Source organism: Arthrobacter pascens (assembly GCF_030816475.1).
In the GTDB taxonomy this organism is placed as follows: Bacteria; Actinomycetota; Actinomycetes; order Actinomycetales; family Micrococcaceae; genus Arthrobacter; species Arthrobacter pascens_B.
In genome coordinates this window covers 4334300-4352296 of the sequence record NZ_JAUSXF010000001.1, presented here as the reverse complement: position 1 = coordinate 4352296, position 17997 = coordinate 4334300, and the positions used below count along the sequence as shown (strand labels likewise).

Annotated in this window: 12 protein-coding genes; 1 reads left to right on the top strand and 11 read right to left on the bottom strand. The window is 62.6% G+C overall.

The window, feature by feature from the left end; genetic code table 11:
- Nucleotides 1-103: 103 nt before the first annotated feature.
- Nucleotides 104-997 (bottom strand): DUF6492 family protein, encoded by an 894-nt coding sequence (locus QFZ40_RS20025; protein WP_306906544.1) that lies wholly within the window; start codon nucleotides 995-997, stop codon nucleotides 104-106.
- Nucleotides 998-1051: 54 nt separating this feature from the next.
- On the bottom strand, nucleotides 1052-5791 hold the full coding sequence (locus tag QFZ40_RS20020) for a DUF4082 domain-containing protein (protein WP_306906543.1): 4740 nt from the start codon (nucleotides 5789-5791) through the stop codon (nucleotides 1052-1054).
- A 705-nt stretch (nucleotides 5792-6496) separates the two neighbouring features.
- Here QFZ40_RS20020 and QFZ40_RS20015 point away from each other — a divergent pair.
- Nucleotides 6497-7516, top strand: coding sequence for a hypothetical protein (locus tag QFZ40_RS20015; RefSeq protein WP_306906542.1), 1020 nt, complete (start codon nucleotides 6497-6499; stop codon nucleotides 7514-7516).
- 9 nt (nucleotides 7517-7525) lie between these two features.
- On the opposite strand, the gene QFZ40_RS20010 is transcribed toward QFZ40_RS20015, so the two are convergent.
- The 9 genes from QFZ40_RS20010 to QFZ40_RS19970 are packed head-to-tail and all read right to left on the bottom strand — an operon-like array spanning nucleotide 7526 to nucleotide 17997.
- Nucleotides 7526-8578: a hypothetical protein gene (locus tag QFZ40_RS20010; protein ID WP_306906541.1), complete on the bottom strand. Its 1053-nt coding sequence runs from the start codon at nucleotides 8576-8578 to the stop codon at nucleotides 7526-7528.
- Nucleotides 8575-8778 (bottom strand): hypothetical protein, encoded by a 204-nt coding sequence (locus QFZ40_RS20005; protein WP_306906540.1) that lies wholly within the window; start codon nucleotides 8776-8778, stop codon nucleotides 8575-8577. Before QFZ40_RS20005 ends, QFZ40_RS20010 begins: the two co-directional genes overlap by 4 nt.
- Nucleotides 8775-9086 carry a hypothetical protein gene (locus QFZ40_RS20000; protein ID WP_306906539.1) on the bottom strand — a complete coding sequence of 104 codons (312 nt, stop codon included), beginning with the start codon at nucleotides 9084-9086 and terminating at the stop codon, nucleotides 8775-8777. The genes QFZ40_RS20005 and QFZ40_RS20000 overlap by 4 nt, the downstream gene beginning before the upstream one ends.
- 26 nt (nucleotides 9087-9112) lie before the next feature.
- Nucleotides 9113-10894 carry a glycosyltransferase gene (locus tag QFZ40_RS19995; protein WP_306906538.1) on the bottom strand — a complete coding sequence of 594 codons (1782 nt, stop codon included), beginning with the start codon at nucleotides 10892-10894 and terminating at the stop codon, nucleotides 9113-9115.
- Nucleotides 10895-10908: 14 nt separating this feature from the next.
- Nucleotides 10909-12192 carry a lipopolysaccharide biosynthesis protein gene (locus tag QFZ40_RS19990; RefSeq protein WP_306906537.1) on the bottom strand — a complete coding sequence of 428 codons (1284 nt, stop codon included), beginning with the start codon at nucleotides 12190-12192 and terminating at the stop codon, nucleotides 10909-10911.
- On the bottom strand, nucleotides 12182-13000 hold the full coding sequence (locus tag QFZ40_RS19985) for a glycosyltransferase (RefSeq protein ID WP_306906536.1): 819 nt from the start codon (nucleotides 12998-13000) through the stop codon (nucleotides 12182-12184). The genes QFZ40_RS19990 and QFZ40_RS19985 overlap by 11 nt, the downstream gene beginning before the upstream one ends.
- A gap of 13 nt (nucleotides 13001-13013) precedes the next feature.
- Nucleotides 13014-14111 (bottom strand): hypothetical protein, encoded by a 1098-nt coding sequence (locus QFZ40_RS19980; RefSeq protein WP_306906535.1) that lies wholly within the window; start codon nucleotides 14109-14111, stop codon nucleotides 13014-13016.
- A gap of 38 nt (nucleotides 14112-14149) precedes the next feature.
- Entirely contained in the window at nucleotides 14150-17002 is a 2853-nt protein-coding gene (locus QFZ40_RS19975; RefSeq protein ID WP_306906534.1) for an Ig-like domain-containing protein, read from the bottom strand.
- Complete coding sequence (locus tag QFZ40_RS19970; RefSeq protein ID WP_306906533.1) at nucleotides 16999-17997, bottom strand: glycosyltransferase family 2 protein; 999 nt, start codon at nucleotides 17995-17997, stop codon at nucleotides 16999-17001. Before QFZ40_RS19970 ends, QFZ40_RS19975 begins: the two co-directional genes overlap by 4 nt.

The following is a 17997-nucleotide window of genomic DNA, read 5'->3' as shown; positions in this document are numbered from 1 at the left end:
GCCCGCCGGCATACGGGTCTTGCAAGCCGCGCTCTAGCCTACTTCAACAGTGCACATGCTCGAACGAATCTTCCGATCGGCAGGGGTTGCTTCCTCTGGGCTTCTAGGCGGGCGGACAGAATTCGCGAAATAACTCACGGCGAAGGTCAAGTGGCGTCTCGGACTTTGCCGACACCATAACGGCAAAATCCGTACGGCCAACACTTCGTAGCAGCGCCTTCATGGATTCTCGAGTTAGCGCCGTCTCATCAAAATGGTTTACGCAACGCATGGACGATGTCAAAGTCAGTGGCATACTCACACCTAGGATTTCCCTGACAAACACGCCGTAAAGGATCATTTCGGAGAAGTGCAGTTCTCTCGCGAGAGCTGTTTGCCATGGCAGCCCTGTGCTGGATTCAACCCGACCCAGCATTTGGCGGACAACACTCGGCTCCCATGCACATGGCCAGCAGACGTAGTCGGGAAGCAAGTCCGCTTCGAGTCTTGGAAGTCCGAGAAGCCGCCGGGCTGCAGCGTGCCAAAGCCTATGGCGGGGAAGCGTCCCATCGATAGCCCCGATAGCTTCAAAGAGTTGCACCTGGCCAAGAGGCGAAAAGGATTCAGCGTCCACGGGGCGAATCAGAATAACGTCAGAATCGATAAGCAGAACGACGTCCGTTGTCATTGATGCGGCGGCTGCCAGTTTTACAATCTGCTGAGCAATCCAGCCACGTATGGGGGGAATCGGCCACCGAATGTTGAGCCAAACATTTACTTTCGGCATCTTCATCATTGATTTCGGAAGAAATTCATCAACTTCTCTTACAAATGTCCTATGGCCCGAAAGATCGCTAAAAGCGGATCTGTCAGCCCTGGGGACGATAATGAAATGCTCCACGCTGGTGCTGGTGAACCGCAGTACTGAGTCCCGGAGATCCCTACAAAGCTCCAAATCGGGCCCGTAACTGGGTGTAATGAGTGCTATTGATTTGGGAGTATGGGGCGAGGATGACATTTAAGTCTTCCTTTCAACTTTGAGTTTTCATGACGCTTTCGCTCGCGTGTTGATCTACTGCTTGAAAACTACGTCGACCCAGTAGTTGGTGTTGTTGTAACTGTCCGATGGGAATGCTGTTCCGCTGCCATAACGGTAGACGCCGTTCGATCCATCCACTCCGCTGGCCAAGCCGTGAAGTGGCCCGTTATCCGCGGACGAATTGAAGTACGCACCATTTGCCGAGTAGAACCCGTTGGGCGCGTAGTACGAGACAACGTAGGTTGTATTGGCGGTGATAGCCACGGGACTGGCAAGAGTGGCCTCCTGCCAGCCGGTCGATGACTCGCCCGTGAACGTGACCGAAGACAGCAGCGTTCCTGCCGAGGACCACAGATGGCCAACATGGGTACCGGTGTTACCAGCGCCCTTATAGAACCGAATGGCTGTGACTGTACCGGACACGTCGGACCGGAACTTCATACCGAGCTCCACCGCATTGCCATCATTCACTGAAGTCGTGGCAGGAGCGGATGTCGGACGGAACACCGAGCACGGGCATATCGCCGGTGCCGGCGCCGTCGTGAACGACCAGGAATAGGGCGCTGTCATCGCCTGCCCCGCGGCATTCGTCGCGCCACTCACAGTCGCCGTGTACACCGTCCCGGACGCCAGCGCACTTACTGGCGCAAACGTCGCCGTCCGAGCCGCCGAATCATAAGCCACAGAGCCAGTCACGGACGTATTCGCAGCATCCTTCAAAGCAAACACCACAGACGACCCGGTCACACCCTGGTTGAACGTCACAGTCGGCTTCACCGCCACATCCACACCCGTGGCATTATTCACCGGCGAAACAGAAGCAACCACCGGAGCTGTGCCGGATCCGCTCGTAGCCAAGACTACGTCGACCCAGTAGTTGGTGTTGTTGTAACTGTCCGATGGGAATGCTGTTACGCTGCCATAACGGTAGACGCCGTTCGATCCATCCACTCCGCTGGCCAAGCCGTGAAGTGGCCCGTTATCCGCGGACGAATTGAAGTACGCACCATTTGCCGAGTAGAACCCGTTGGGCGCGTAGTACGAGACAACGTAGGTTGTATTGGCGGTGATAGCCACGGGACTGGCAAGAGTGGCCTCCTGCCAGCCGGTCGATGACTCGCCCGTGAACGTGACCGAAGACAGCAGCGTTCCTGCCGAGGACCACAGATGGCCAACATGGGTACCGGTGTTACCAGCGCCCTTATAGAACCGAATGGCTGTGACTGTACCGGACACGTCGGACCGGAACTTCATACCGAGCTCCACCGCATTGCCATCATTCACTGAAGTCGTGGCAGGAGCGGATGTCGGACGGAACACCGAGCACGGGCATATCGCCGGTGCCGGCGCCGTCGTGAACGACCAGGAATAGGGCGCTGTCATCGCCTGCCCCGCGGCATTCGTCGCGCCACTCACAGTCGCCGTGTACACCGTCCCGGACGCCAGCGCACTTGCTGGCGCAAACGTCGCCGTCCGAGCCGCCGAATCATAAGCCACAGAGCCAGTCACGGACGTATTCGCAGCATCCTTCAAAGCAAACACCACAGACGACGCCAAAACAGGTTGACTGAACGTCACAGTCGGCTTCACCGCCACATCCACACCCGTGGCATTATTCACCGGCGAAACAGAAGCAACCGTCGGAGGAGCCACGGTGGTAAACGACCAGGAATAGGGCGCTGTCATCGGCTGGCCCGCGGCATTCGTCGCGCCACTCACAGTCGCCGTGTACACCGTCCCGGACGCCAGCGCACTTGCTGGCGCAAACGTCGCCGTCCAAGTCGCCGAATCATAAGCCACAGAGCCGGTCACGGACGTATTCGCAGCATCCTTCAAAGCAAACACCACCGACGACCCGGTAACACCCTGGTTGAACGTCACAGTCGGCTTCACCGCCACATCCACACCCGTGGCATTATTCACCGGCGAAACAGAAGCAACGAGGGGGGTATTTCCAGTTGTGAACGACCAGGAATAGGGCGCTGTCATCGGCTGGCCCGCGGCATTCGTCGCGCCACTCACAGTCGCCGTGTACACCGTCCCGGACGCCAGCGCACTTGCTGGCGCAAACGTCGCCGTCCGAGACGCCGAATCATAAGCCACAGAGCCGGTCACGGACGTATTCGCAGCATCCTTCAAAGCAAACACCACAGACGACCCGGTCACACCCTGGTTGAACGTCACAGTCGGCTTCACCGCCACATCCACACCCGTGGCATTATTCACCGGCGAAACAGAAGCAACCGTCGGAGGAGCCACGGTTGTAAACGACCAGGAATAGGGCGCTGTCATCGCCTGCCCCGCGGCATTCGTCGCGCCACTCACAGTCGCCGTGTACACCGTCCCGGACGCCAGCGCACTTGCTGGCGCAAACGTCGCCGTCCGAGACGCCGAATCATAAGCCACAGAGCCGGTCACGGACGTATTCGCAGCATCCTTCAAAGCAAACACCACAGACGACCCGGTCACACCCTGGTTGAACGTCACAGTCGGCTTCACCGCCACATCCACACCCGTGGCATTATTCACCGGCGAAACAGAAGCAACGAGGGGAGCGGTGCTGGCGGGGCTGAAAATGGGGTCAACCCAATAATATTCAGCATCATAAATCTGGTTTGGAAAGCCTGAGGATGGGCCGTAGCGGTAGAAACCGTTAGGACTTCCGGGGACGCTTCGTGTGAAATGGAGGGGCGAACTATCTGTCGATCCATTTCCGGCCGGTGCGGGAGACGGATGATTGTAGAAGTATCCATTGAACTGGGCGTAATGCCCGGCAGGTGCGAAGTAAGAAACGACGTATCGTGTTTGGGCCGAAATCGTCAGGGCCGGGCTGAAGTTGACTGTCTGCCAGCCACTCGAAGTCTCGCCAGTAAATGTTGCAGTGGCCAGGCGTTGTCCGGATTCACTCCAAACATTGCCGATGTGGGTGCCAGTGTTCTTGGTTGATTTGTAGTACCTAACGCCAGTGACCGTCCCGGCGACGTCTGAGTAGAATTTTGCTCCCACCTCGACAGACCCACCATCATTGGCATCTGGTATCGCTGGAACCGTGCTCACGCCGAATATCGAACAAGGGCATGGAACACTTACAGTATTTCCTGCTGTCGGCAGCTCCATATTTCCACTGTCGTCGACTGCCCGCGATCGCAATGTCGTCGTTGGACTTCCGTGCGCAGTCCAGCTGAACGTCCAATTGGTTGTTCCTGTGGCTGGACGCCAAGTCGTACCGCCGTCCGTGGATACTTCAACGCTGGCTACCGCACCGCCCCCTGTATCTGCGGCCGTCCCGGTCACAGTCACGAGGGTGCCGTCTGTGACGAGGGACGAAGGTGCAGGCGTAACGATAGAAGAGGTGGGACGCGAAGCATCCGATGACGCTGATGCCGCTGTAAGGCCAGCGATAAGGGTAGGCGGTTGAACACCCATGTCCGCAAATAAGTTTACGGTGGCCTGTTGCATCGTCTTGTCTACTGCCTTGCCTGTCGTGAACCCATCAAGCCCCCACGACCATTGCACCGTCCCAGCCCCGAAAACCAACGCCCCCGATGCGGCCTTGTACATGACAAGGTTGTGCGTTGCGCTCTGATTGTTGGCCGTGGAAGAGCCGTAGTCAGTGAAGACTTCTGCGCTTGAATTGGTGGTTTGCGAAAGCCGAAAGGCTCCAGCGGGCCTGAATCCATTGTCGGCATCGACATCCCACTCGTAACCTAGGACACCAACACCGGGTGCAAGCGTTGCGGTGGCTCCGTTGGCCAGACCGGCCACAACAGTGTTGCGCCAAAGGCGAAGCCGGGCGAAGTCCGAGGTGACCTTAATATCAGTCGTTCCGGAATTTACAAGAAAGAATTGTCCGGTGAGGGAATTTTCGGGGTTGCCCCCTCCAGAGGAGGTCCCATACCGGGGGTCACGCCATGTTCCAGTCCATGAGACAGGATCTACCTGCGCGTTGAAATGAGTGTCCTTATAGGACACTAACGTTCTGCCAGGTGTGGTCGTACCAGCAGCGCTGGATTCCCACCGGGTCTTCCAGAACATTTCGTTGCCGCTGAAAAAGGCTAGGTTAACTCCCGCATCGCGGGCCGCTTCGACATTCGCACGCTGCTCAGCTGACCAGTACTCATCATGCCCCACGGACAAGAAGGCCTTATGGTTCAACAGCAGTGGCGCTTTGGTCGCGACATCTAAGCCGCTCATGTAGCTCACGTCGTAGCCGTTAGCTTCCATGAACCGGATCATGGGGTACTCCGTGTACATAAGCCAGCTTCGACCCAAGTCATCGGCCCCCGAATTAAAGGGCCTATTGTACGAGACCTTGAAGGCGCCTTTGTAGGCTTGCGGACTTCCAGGCGGGCACGCGACCGTGCACTGATAGAGGCTGTTGCCTCCATAACTGTTGTACGCCTGCCAAGTACTGTCGGATGTTTGAAAAAGCATTGCGGAATGCGCGGAATCGTCCCGAACGACGAATGGAATGGCGCTTGCGGCCGTCGTGTCATTCCGGACAAGGAGGGCAAGGTACACGCCGGAGACAGCGGATGCCGGCACCTGCCAGGACGCTGACACTGCCCAGTTACCGCAGTCAATTAGGCCGGTGGCCGAAAAGGTCGCGCAGTTCGGTTGGGACTGCGGTAGGGGTACCGAAGGAAGGATATTGGCCGCGACTTTTCTCGCTCCTAGCCCTTGGTAGTAGCCAAGGCGATAAATATCAATTCGATACGACGTGGAAGGCGTTTTGATTTTGAAAGCCAATGCCTCGCCCGCGTTGACGCTCATGGACGTGGCATAACCCTGAATAGTGGAATTCCCAGCTCCGAAAACCTGCCACTCGGAAGCGGGGCTGCCCGGTTGGGTATTTTCGCAGGCCACCTTGCTGACCACCGGAACGTCACAGGGACCTGCGGCCCTGGCGGGTGACAGGGCCCATGGGAATGCCGCAATGGAGAGGGTCGACGCGAGCAGCCCGGCGGCCATGGCGGACGCGCCCAGCTTCAGGATCCTGCGGGAAAACAATCCACGTGCAGACTTCATTTTGGCTCCAAAGTGACGGCACAACCACGAAGCGGCAGGCCTGGGGCGTCTGCACTGCCCTGTCCTGCCTGAGATGCCGGTAACCGGCGCCTGGCTGTCGCATTCAGTTAGTTGTTACCGACGTCCTGGAGGTGGCGAGACTAGTTCGTCTCTCCTCTATCCGGTCCGGAACCATGGACCGCATACCCGCAGGGCATCCGCGTTTTTCAACCCTAGGCCCAGCACGCGTACGCCTCCTAGCCAACGGGGGCGACTCTGTGGATACCCGCAGAAGTTTGTGGCGGAGCCTCAGCAGGCGGCCAAAACCGGTCACGGACCGCTCGGAATAGTTTTCCCAGCTCAGGGCACAATGAAATGCGCCGGCCGAACTGAAGACCGACACGAGCTGCGCGCCTAACGCGGGGTGCGGTCGCATAGGCACCGTTTCGGCAGGAGCCTATCATCTGACGTATGCGTAAACACGTGGTCGCCCTTGGGGTGGCGGCAGTCTTCCTGGCCGGCTGCTCGGCCCCCGCACCTCAACCGACAGGAATGACCGCGCCCCCGGCCGAGACATCTGTCTCAGCCCTACCGACGCCCACTACGCGGTCCGATCAGTCGTTTGAGTTCGCCGCAGTCGGGGATGTGAACCCTCCGGGTAACACGTCGCCTACATCGGCCAGTGGTAAGAACGCGGCTAGCATCATCGCAGGTCTCAACGACGATTCGCTGGATAACTTCCTGATGCTGGGCGATTTCCAGTACGACAACGGCACCTGTGCCACGCTCAAGGCTTACGACCAGTTGTGGGGTCCGGCTAAGACCAGGATGTACTGGACCGCTGGCCCGAATCATGATGTTGAACCCGGCGGGAATGACGACGTTGACCGGTACATGGATGGGCAGTGCGTGTCCCCGGTGAAGAGCGCGACGAGCTCCGATCTTGGACGGTTCCAGGACGCCCTTGAATGGTATTCGTTCGACAAGGGCAACTGGCACTTTCTGGTAGCGCCCACGGCAACATGGCAGTACAACGCTACGCGGGCGAAGGCAATGACCTCGGAGATGGATGCCGACCTCAAAGCCGCAAAGGCCGCTGGAAAGCATCTGGCGGCTATTTACCACGATCCGTATTTCACCAGCAACACATCGAGCCATACCCGCTTCTCTCAGGCGAAGCCGTGGATAGACATGTTCTGGGCGAACCGTGTCCGCGTGTTGCTATCCGGCTCACAGCACAATTATGAGCGGACCTGCCCGGTGAACAACGAAGACCAGTGCGTTGCGGACGGGATGCAACAATTTCAGGTGTCTACCGGTGGAATCGGCCTCCGGCCGTTCACCAGCACCCCCCCTTATGTGGAGCGGAAGTTTAGCGACACATGGGGTCACCTGCGCATGAGCCTTAAGGCTGACGGCTCTTATACCTGGGAATTCCGTCCGGTTTCGGGCGGAATGCAGACTGACAGCGGGTCTCGAGGCCCTGGTTAGCGGTAGGGCTTAGCCCCGGTCCGGACGCCAATACCTCAGCCCGCCGCTGGTGGCGCCGTCGCGGGCGACGTCGACCACGGCGAACGGGAACGCCCGACGGTCCGTCTGGTCAGGTCCACTTCCGCGGACGTCCGAACACCACGTTCCGGTATTGACGTACCGTGTGGGACACGACTCGAGCTCGGACTCAAGGGCCCTGTGGGTGTGGCCGGAGACATACCAGGCCACCCCAGAACCGTGCGCGTCCAGGGTACGTGCGAACCGGCCCGCTGCAGCAGGCGCCTCCTCGCTGGCGATTCTGCGGCCGGCGGCCGCGAGCACCATGCGGGTCGCGGCGACCGGGAGCGCCGACACCGTCCGGAACCGGGACAGTCGAGCCAGGTCCCGAACGGCCACCCCGTCGAGCGCGAGCCGCAATGACTCGGTCTGCAACAGCTCGTCGTACGCCAGCTCCCGTACGCGGCGTTCCGCCCGCTCGGAGGCCAGGCAAGCCCGGGCAACGGCCCGGGCACGGCTGAGGCGCGACCTCGACGGATCGGCGTTCCAGGCGGCGAGCGGTGGCAGCTCCAGCTCGTCGGTGCCGTTGACCGCCGTGCGGAGCACCTCGGGCATCCGATGCAGGGCATGATGCTGGTGCCCGTGCTCGGCAACGAGCACGTGGGGTACGTGCAGGAACCACGGGTGCACCCGGACCTGCGAGGGCTCGCCGGGTGACAGCAGCGCCGACAGCCGGGCGGCAACCGAGGGGCGGGCCAGCTCCACGTCATGGTTGCCGCACACGAAGTGCAGCTGCACGCCGTCCGCCGCACACGCCTTCAGCGCCGAGAACGTCTCGGGGTGGCGGGCGAGGATGGACTCGAGCCGGGCAAGGCTCTCGTCCTCAGCGAACCCGACCAGCTCGAACGTGTCACCGATGAAGGCGACGTGCTGCTTCGGACCTGAGGCCGCGGGCACCTCCCGGCGCAGGAACTCCGGCAGCATTCTGCCGGGGCGCCGGGGGTCGTCGTCCGACATGCCCAGGTGGAGGTCGCTGAGGAGCCACCATCGGGCCGGGCTGCTCACGTGAGCAGCCCGAGCACGCGTGGAAGGAAGAGGAGCACGGACACCACCCACATGACGGCGACGACCCTGCGGCTCACCGTTAGGCCGAGGAGCCGCAGACGTGTGGGCTGCCCGGCATCTGGTCCCGCGCGTCGGACCTCGAGCGCGACGAGGGTGACGAGCAGGGCGGCAGTAGCGAGCAGTCCCGCCAGATCGATCATGATGTGGCCTCCTGTCGTGCGCGTGCAATGCACGCGAGGATGGTGATGACGCCCATCGTGATGATGCACGCCTGCCATGACCACACAGCGAGGTAGAACATCGTCGTGGACACAGCTGTGAGCGCGGCGAGGCCGAGCGCCAGGACAAGCAGCGCGCCGAGCGCGAGGTCGGTAACCGGCGTGAGCCGGGCCAGTGCCTGTCCCGGGAGCAAGACGAGGATGGCTATCGCGGCAACCGCCTGCAGCGGTGTCGGTAGCCCGACGAGCGTTACCAGCGACAGCGCGATGGCCGCGAGACCAAGCGCCATGGTGGGACGGCTAACTCCGCCGGCGTTCATGGCGTCACCCGGTAAGCGCTTGCGTCGGAGTTGCTGAACGCGAGCTCCACGCCGTCCTGAGTGCTCAGCCACTTCTCCAGATCGGCCAAGCCGCTCGCGCTGCTGGCGCCCTGAAGCACGAGACTCGCCTCCGACGAGCGCGTGAGCAGCACGACGGCACCGGCAGGATCACGCCGGGCGTCTTCGTAGACGAGCGGGCCGCACTTCGCCGTCGACAAATCGGACGGGCACAGGTCCTCGATCGTGTGATACCGGTGGTCGAGGTAGGCCTCGCTTCGCCACGGCGTCGGGTGGGCAGCCGAGATGATCGTCGCGCCGGGTGGCGCGAGGCGCTGCACGGCGGCGACGGCGGCGATCTCACCGTCGGTGAAGACGTCATACTCGGCGTTTCCGAACCGGCCTGTAACGGTTAGCACTGCCAGCAGGGAGCAGGCGAGCGCCAGGCCCCCCGCGGCTCGGAAGGAGAGGCGTGTGCTGCGTTCCCCCGAAGGAAGCAGGATCGAGCACGCCTGCATGGCGATGAAGGGCAGCGCGAACAGCGAGACGCGGATGAGCATTTCCCCGCCGTACAACTGCACGGGGAAGAGCACCAGCGGGGTAACGGCGAGGAGGACCACCCGGATGTCGAGACGCCCTCTGCGTCGGTCACGCACTGCCCCCGCCACAGCGAGGGCCCACAGCACAAGTGTGAGAACGATCCGAACCTGCACCACGAGCACGTGCCCGGCGGTCCCGCCCACGCGGTCGACGACGTTCGCTTCAATGGCGGCCAACAGTCCTCCTTCTGCCAGGGGTGGGTTCGCGGCGAGGTATGCACTGGCGGGGTAGACGAGCCAGAGCGCCAGCATGACCGCGGTGATCAGCGGCAGCCGGCTCGGCCAGACACGCCCGCTCAGGGTGAGAGCGGTGAGGGCGATGAGCACCAGGAACGGCGTCAGCTGATGGCTCGCGCAAATGACCGCGACCAGCAGGAGGGTCACCGCGAGGGCGCTCACCCGATATCCCGGGCGGGGCTCGGCGGGCGTGCGCCCTTGCCACCACGTCGCCAGGTCGGTGTTTCGGAAGCCGCTGAACTTGGGGGGCCGCGCGGCCAACGGGCCGAGGATCAGCGCGATCACGACGAGGTACAGGAAGAAACCAAACGCCTGGGGAGACAGGTAGTCCTGGTCCTGCCAGTTGCCGAGGCAGAAGATCCAGAGCACGAGCCAGCGCCATCGCGGATCACTCGTCAGGTAGCGCGTCAGCACGGCCAGGGCCATCAGCCACAGACCCATGTTGACCACGGGTGCCCACACTGCAACGGTCATCGGGTCGAGACCGGTCGCCCGGAGCACGGTCGCCAGGAGGGCGAAGAAGCCCGGCCAGTTGAAGTACGCGTCGATGTCCGGGTCGATACCCTGGGCGCGCGTGAGGGCGTCGGCGATGCCGAGATGACGGAACGCGACTTCACCCCGCGGTACATCCGTCACGAAGGCTGCGGTCCCGAAGAGCACGAGCACAAGCACAACGACGAGCCAGATCATGACCGGGCGGCGCGCCGGGCCGTCGTCATCGCCCCGCAGCGCCACGACGAAGGCAACGTTCAGAAGCAGGACCCCCGCCCAGAACGTAAAGGGCAGCACGGCGACGAGCCCCAGGTCGCTGTTCACGGGCAAGGCGACCGTGGAGGCGGCCCACACGACAAGCGCCAGCGAAACGACGCCCGCCACTGCGCACAACACTTCCCGTAGTTTCCAGCGTCCCTGGGTGCGGATGGTTCGGTTGGTTCGGATGGTCATGGCAAGCTCCCTGGTCATCGCGCGTCCTTAGTGACGCGCCGAAGGACGGCGAGTAATCGGAGGCCGACCGCCCCCGCCCCGATGGAGAGCACCACCAGCCACGCAAGGGCCATGGCCGTGGGGCCCCTGTCCGCGGCAGCCAGCGCGGAGGCGCAGAGGGCGATTCCAAGCGTCACGCCGACCACGATCGCCTCTGTGTAGCGGCCACGCGCTCGGCATACGGCGTTGTAGGCCTGCAGCACCGCGTACGGCACGAGTCCGGCCGCCAACCACCGCAGGGCGCCAGCGGAGGAGTCAGCGTACTGCTCCCCCAGCAGACTGAGCAGCGGGTGAGCGAGGATGACGAGGACGGCGGCAGCCAGACCGCCTACAGCGAGCGACCAACGGAGGCTCGCCCAAGTGGTCGCCACGAGGCGGTCAGGCTCGCGGACACCTTCCGAGAACTGGACGATGCCCATCAGCATCGGAGCGGAGTAGGCGGCCCAGGCCATCATCCAGGCGGGGTACCAGTAGGCAGCTGCCTCCGGCGCCACCGTGTGCGCGAGCAGGAGCGGCAGCACCAGCCCGGGTGCGCGCTCGGTGAGGGTGAGGAGCTGGTACGGAAGGCCCAGCGCCAGGAGTGGACGGCCGCGCGCCGGGCGCAGGGACAATCGCGGCCGGTAGCCGACCAGTTTTCGCAGCTGAACTGCACCGACGACGCATGCAACGATCGTCCCGAGGGTCCAGCAGGCCATCAGCACGTCGGCGGCAGCGCCGTGCGCCCACCAGGCAACGAGCGCTGCAGCCCCGAGTGAGACTCCGCCGCCCAACGCGTACCTTGAAGTCGCGCTGGCACCGCGTCCCAGCGCCACGAGCGCCTGGTCCAGCACAATGACCAAGGTGCCCGAGATGGCAGCCACGAGGAACGTCAGCCAGAAGAGAACCGATGTCAAGGCCGTGTCCGGCGTCACGGCCGACTGCAGCACGAGGTAGCCGAGGGCCAGCACGGTGCCAGCTAAGGCCACGATGGCGAACGCCGCATCTAGTACGCGCCCGGGCGGCTCCCCCCGTCCCACTGAAAGGATCACGGCAGACCCGACGCCCAGCACCGCGAGCTGCGTGCAGATCATCACCGCCGAAACGGCGGCCGTAGTGAGCCCGACCTCACGGTCGGACGTTGCGTGGGCTGCCACGATCCAGAAGGCGAAGCCGGCGCCCGTTTGCGCGGCCTTGCCGACGACGAGGCCGAGCGAGCTGCGTAAGGCGGAGTGCCGGGCGTTCGAGGCGTCCGTGAAGATGATTCCCGTATCAGCGCTCATAACGCAAACCCCTTGCCATTGCAGCGTAGTTATACCAGCAGAAGGCGACGTAGTAGCGCAGCCACCGAGGCTGGCCCGTGGCGAGGCTCAAGGCGCTGCCCCGGACCGCTGCGGCGGCAGGCAGTAGCGCCAACCTCGCACCGCGCCAGCCGTGCTTGCGGATCATCCGTCCCAAGCCTTTTCCGTCCATGACGAACTGGTCGAGCGCGAATTCAAAGTCGTCTGCGGCGAAACGATGTTCGACGACGACCCGGCGTGACACCGCCGTTCGCAGCCCTTTCTCCCGCATCCGCCATCGCAGCTCGATGTCTTCTCCCGACTTGAAGGTGTCATCGAAACCCACACCCAGCATCAGGTCCCGGTCGACGATCGTCGCCACGAGCCCGAACCAGTTGCGGCTGCGGCCGGTGCGATGGTGATGTGCCAGTGCCTGGCCCCAGTAGCCCGGTCCGGCGACGCTCTCCAGACCGGCCTGGAGGGCGTCGTAGCCGCCCTCCACCAGCTCCGTGAGCAGGTCGGCGACCCCCGTGGGACCGAACACGACGTCGGCGTCGGCGAGCAGGACCCAACGGGTGCTGCTGCTCTGCACCCCAAGCGTTCGAGCCCATGGCAGGCCGCGGCCCTCGTCGCTCACGACCCGGGCGCCGGCCTCGAGGGCGAGGGGGACGGTGCGGTCGGTGGAGCATCCGTCCACCACGATGATCTCGGCGACACCGGACTGACGCAGGGCCTCCAGGCAGCGCGGGAGCAGCTGCTCTGCGTTGCGGGCCGGAACGACGGCGGTGACCTCTGCAGGGCTGTGGCCCACTGTGTCCGCCCCCTCAGTTCTGCTCGTCGAGGACCGACGGCAGCAGCTGATCCAGATGCCGGACGATGTCGTCCGACGCCTCGTCCGCCGAGTACGCGGCAGGGACCTGCAGCAGGTGGCAGGGACGTCCGTCGAGCGCCTTGCTCAGCACGAGTCCCTTCGCCGCGAAGTGCTCGCGCCACGGGAAGACGGACGTGGCCGCCAGGCCGGTCACAACCCGCTGCGAGAAGCCCGCCATCTCGATGTGGAAGTTGCCGATCATGCGATCAACCATCCAGTCGGTCGTCCGCTCGACTATCCGGGTCCGGTTGCCTTCGAAGCGCTCAACATACACGGCGGCCGCGAGTGGGGCTGACGTGGTCACTTCCCGTCCCGGAAATGCGCTCCCTGCGTCGACCATTCGGTGCTCCGGCGACCATCGCCGGGAGAAGTCCGCGAGGCGCGGATACCGGATGACGTACGGATGCACCACCGTGGTCAGACGGCCGACACTCTGCGAGAACTGTGAGGGGACGAGCGGCTTCCGGACCCCTTCGAACAGGTGCGGGTAGATGGTCCGGTGGTGCGGCTTGATGAACATCGGCTTCGCGTAGCCGAGCAGCGTGGCGTCCTCGGCGAGGAAGGCCCAGTCATCACCCATGAAGGACCACCCTTCCCGCCGCATCAGCTTGGCGGCGGTGCTCGTCTTACCGGTCCCTCCAGCGGCGGGAAGCGCGATCGCATGGCCCCGGTAGGCCATCGTTGCCGCGTGGATCATGGCAGCTCCTTTAGCAACCATGGCAGCATCGAGAACAGGGACCACGGAGGTCAAGAGTTCGCCCGCCCCGTGGATCCGCCACTGCTCCGCATCCCTCACGACCTGGACCCGATCGGCATTGAACCGCACGCTGTCCTCGGTGTACGCGAGCTCGTGCTCCAGCAGACCTGCATCCGGCATCGGCTCCGGCCGGGCATCGACCACGATGTCAGCAGGCCGTTCGGCATCGGTGGCGAAACAGGCCAGCATGGTCCGCAGCTGGTGTGCTGCCGGCGCCTTGGCATCGACGCTAATGCTGATGCGGCCGTGGATGTCGAAGTGCAGTGCCTTGGTCTTGGTCTGCCTGTTGTTCATTTTTGTCCCCTGTCTAGATACTGTCGGTCGGATGGTGGTTATTGGGCGCGGAGGGCGACGAGCCAGCCGGCCCATTCGCGCGCCGAACCGCTGGTCCATGTCCAAGACTTGCTGCCTAAGGAACCAGCGGCTGCCTGGAGGCCATCGTCAAGCTCAGTGCGCTTACCACCGACGTCATACACTTCTGCCATGCCTGACGGGCCAGTGATTGCGATGGTGGTATTGCTTGAGTTGATGGCAATTGCACCGACGAGCATAGCTCCCGCGGTTGTTGTGGTGACTCCAGAAACCGAGCCCGTCGTTGCAGCGACGGCAGACGCGGCTACCGAGGCTGTTGTGTCCAACGGAGTTGTAGTGTTCACGCCGGAGTAGCAACTGATGCCGCCACCGCTAGCGACCGACCCTGCTGTAGTCCAGGTGTAGCTGGCCGGTTCGGAGGCCCCCATGACGTGGTAGTAGCCATACAGATGCGGGTTGGTGATCGACGTAACTGCGGCAAACTGGGTCCACCCAGCCGGGGCCGCTGAAACGGTCGAGCCGTTGAGCGCCAATGAAGCGACACAGACTTGGCCTGTCGCCGCCGAAGCGGGCTTGGTAATCGTGTGGCTCGTGGCACTCGTCGTGTTAACCAGTGTGCTCATGCCTTGGCGCTGAATGGAGCCCCCCGAAGTCTGAGCACTCGTGGTGAAGGTCCACGTCTTGTCCGACGCCAACGCGTTACCGGCAACATCCTTCACCCCACTGGAGCCGCCCTTAATCGTTGCCGTGTACGTCGTTGCCGCCGCGAGGTCCGCAGTCGGATTCAACGTCGCAACTTTGTTCGTGGCATCGTACGTTACAGCGGCCGGCACCAGCGTCCCCCCTGCCGTCAACGTGACCGTGCTCGAGGTAACGGTAGACGCGTTCATCGCCTCCGAGAACGTCCCGGTCACATTCGCCGTCACCGCCACACCGGTAGCACCGCCAGTCGGAGACGTACCCGTCACCGTTGGAGGTGTCGTATCACCACCTGCGGGAGCCGTGGTGAAGGTCCACGTCTTGTCCGACGCCAACGCGTTACCGGCAACATCCTTCACCCCACTGGAGCCGCCCTTAATCGTTGCCGTGTACGTCGTTGCCGCCGCGAGGTCCGCAGTCGGATTCAACGTCGCAACTTTGTTCGTGGCATCGTACGTTACAGCGGCCGGCACCGGCGTCCCCCCTGCCGTCAACGTGACCGTGCTCGAGGTAACGGTAGACGCGTTCATCGCCTCCGAGAACGTCCCGGTCACATTCGCCGTCACCGCCACACCGGTAGCACCGCCAGTCGGTGAGGTAGTCGTCACCGTTGGAGCCGTCGTATCACCACCGACTTTGGGTTCGTAGTAGTGCCAGTAACGGCTTGTGGCATTCACATCGGCGAGCACCAGCAGGCCACTGTTGGCCGTGCCCGTCGAATTGTTGAGGTTCTGCTTTGTCGACGTCACGTTGTGGACATACTGGTCGGCGTCCACGATACGAGGCGTTTTCGTGGTGGTGAAGCTGATGTTGTCCAGCTTCGTGGACTTTTCGTAGATCGCGCCTCCCGAGCTGGTACAGACACCAGCGTTCGTGGTGCCGCTTGGCTTCGGATAGGTAGCGAAGGTACGAAGCGTTTTTGGCGTCGTGCTCTCGTCAATCAGGATGATCACCCTGTTTGGACACTCCGACACAGTCGCGATCGTGTGCGCAGTCCACGTCGTGCCATTCAATACCAACAGCTGGATCAGCGGCTGGGAAGCTTGAATGAAGGAAGTCTTTGTAGCGGCGAAAACCTGGCCATCCGTGGAGTCCAGCCACTTCAAATTCATATGGTCATCACCGCTGCGCTGCCCCTTCACCGCCGCGACAGGAGCGGTCCAGGTGGTGTTCGGATCTCCATCCACGTGGTAGCTCCAGTACATGCCGTCGGTGGCATCACCCACTTGGCGGCTCCACATCACACCCATCTTGTTGCCGTCGAACGCGATCACAGCCGACGTGTCGTCCACAGACACGTTGCTCAACGACGACGGGTGCTTGAACGGCGTCCCCCACTTGTTGGTTGCAGGGTCATAAACGTTCAGATAGATCTGGTTCCCCTGCTGCCAGGTGGACCACACCTTACCCGTGGAGTCCTTGTCGATGGTGAGAACTTCAACTTTGGAGTTGTTGATCTGTGAGGAGCCCAGGAGCGAGTACTTCTTTGTGCTCGAGTCGTATTTGAAGCGCCGCATCGTGGTCGGATAGCCCGCCACAGCTGGCAGGCCATCATTGACGAACTGATAGCTCGCCACATACAACGTCGTCCCGTCCCACAGCACGTCATGGTGAGTGTTTGACCGCGTTTCCGTCGTCACACCGGTGTTGACCCATGAGTTCGTTGGGGCATTGAACCGGAAGATATGAAAGTCCGAGCTGGCAGTGTCCCACAGGTTCCCCCACCAGGTCCCGTCGTTGAACCACAACGCACTGATCGCCCGTTTCGTACCCGTAGGCGTCCCCGTCCCGGAATGCGACGGACCCTCGGTCCCAACATCACCTGTGGCGGCCGATGCCGTACCCGGCACCATCAGGGCAGCCAGGGCAAGCAGCAGCGCCGTCAGCAATGCATGGAACCGCAGACTCCGCAGACCGCGAAGGCGAAGAATGGCAGAGCCACCACTTCCCCGCCCTATGGCAAGCCAGGAAGTCCAGCGCGCCTTGCGTTCAGGCATCCCGCCGGGCGTCGCAACATCGGCGGAACCTCGCACAACTGTTCCCGGGTGCAGCAGCAACCGGGCTCGTTCGTTGTAGGTCGGCATAACATGTCCGTTCTTTGTTGATCCGGTCTGATTTTGCAGCTCCAACCGCGTATCGTCGGCGGAGAGCAGCTCATTCTCGCGTTCACTCACTGGACTTCCCTCCAGGGGGCTCTTTGGTCAGCTGTCCTGCTCAGCTGGGTTGTGGAGACGTGACCGAGCCGGCGCCCCCGCAGGTATCCGGCCGACGTGAAGGCCAACACCGCGAGAACGGCCGCTGCACGGCCTAGCCCCTGGGGGTTGCTTCCGGTGCTCCAGCCGTAGATTCCAGCTGCAACAGCGCGCGGAAGGATGCTGCGTACATAGCGCCGTTCCGGTCCCAGCGCACGCTTGTGGCCTACGATTTCGCTGACCTGTGCCTTTGACAGCCCTTCCGACCAGGACCGGGCCAGCATGTAGCGCACGGTTCCCCTGCTCGCTGGCACGTGGTGGTGCACCACGGCAGCCGGTTCATAGACGATGCGGGATCCGGGAGAGCCCATGATGGAACGGATACAGATCTCCGTCTCTTCACAGCCAAGGGGTTTTGTCCCCTGGCGGCCAAGAGCGAGGTTAAAGCCCCCGACTTGCCGGAGAACTTCCAGTCGAAACGACATGTTCGCACCGATGACGTTCCGGACTTCGGAGGCTACCTTGGGCATGCCGCGGTGACTGCAGCCAACAATCCAATCCAGCTCCTCGCCGAAGTAGGCAGGACGGCCGGATTCCCAGACGGGTTGAACGCCGCCGCCCACGGCCAGGACATCGGGATCGTCGTAGAAAACCACCAGGCGCTCGAGCCAGTCCGGGGCTGCCTGGGCGTCGTCGTCCAGGAAGGCTACGACGTCGGAATCCGCGAGCCCCACCCCCGTATTGCGTGCACCGGAGAGTCCTCGGGGACCGGCGCTCTCCACCAGAGTCACGTCATCCACCACCGCAACGAGACGCTTATACAAGTCCTCATTGTGGTCAACAACAACAATGACCTCTTTCGGGGGCATCGTTTGATTGCGGACGGATCCTATGACATCCAGCAGAAGTTCCCAGCGGGCCATCGTGTAGCAACAGATGACAACGGAGACAGTCGGAGGCGGGTTGAACGCGTACAT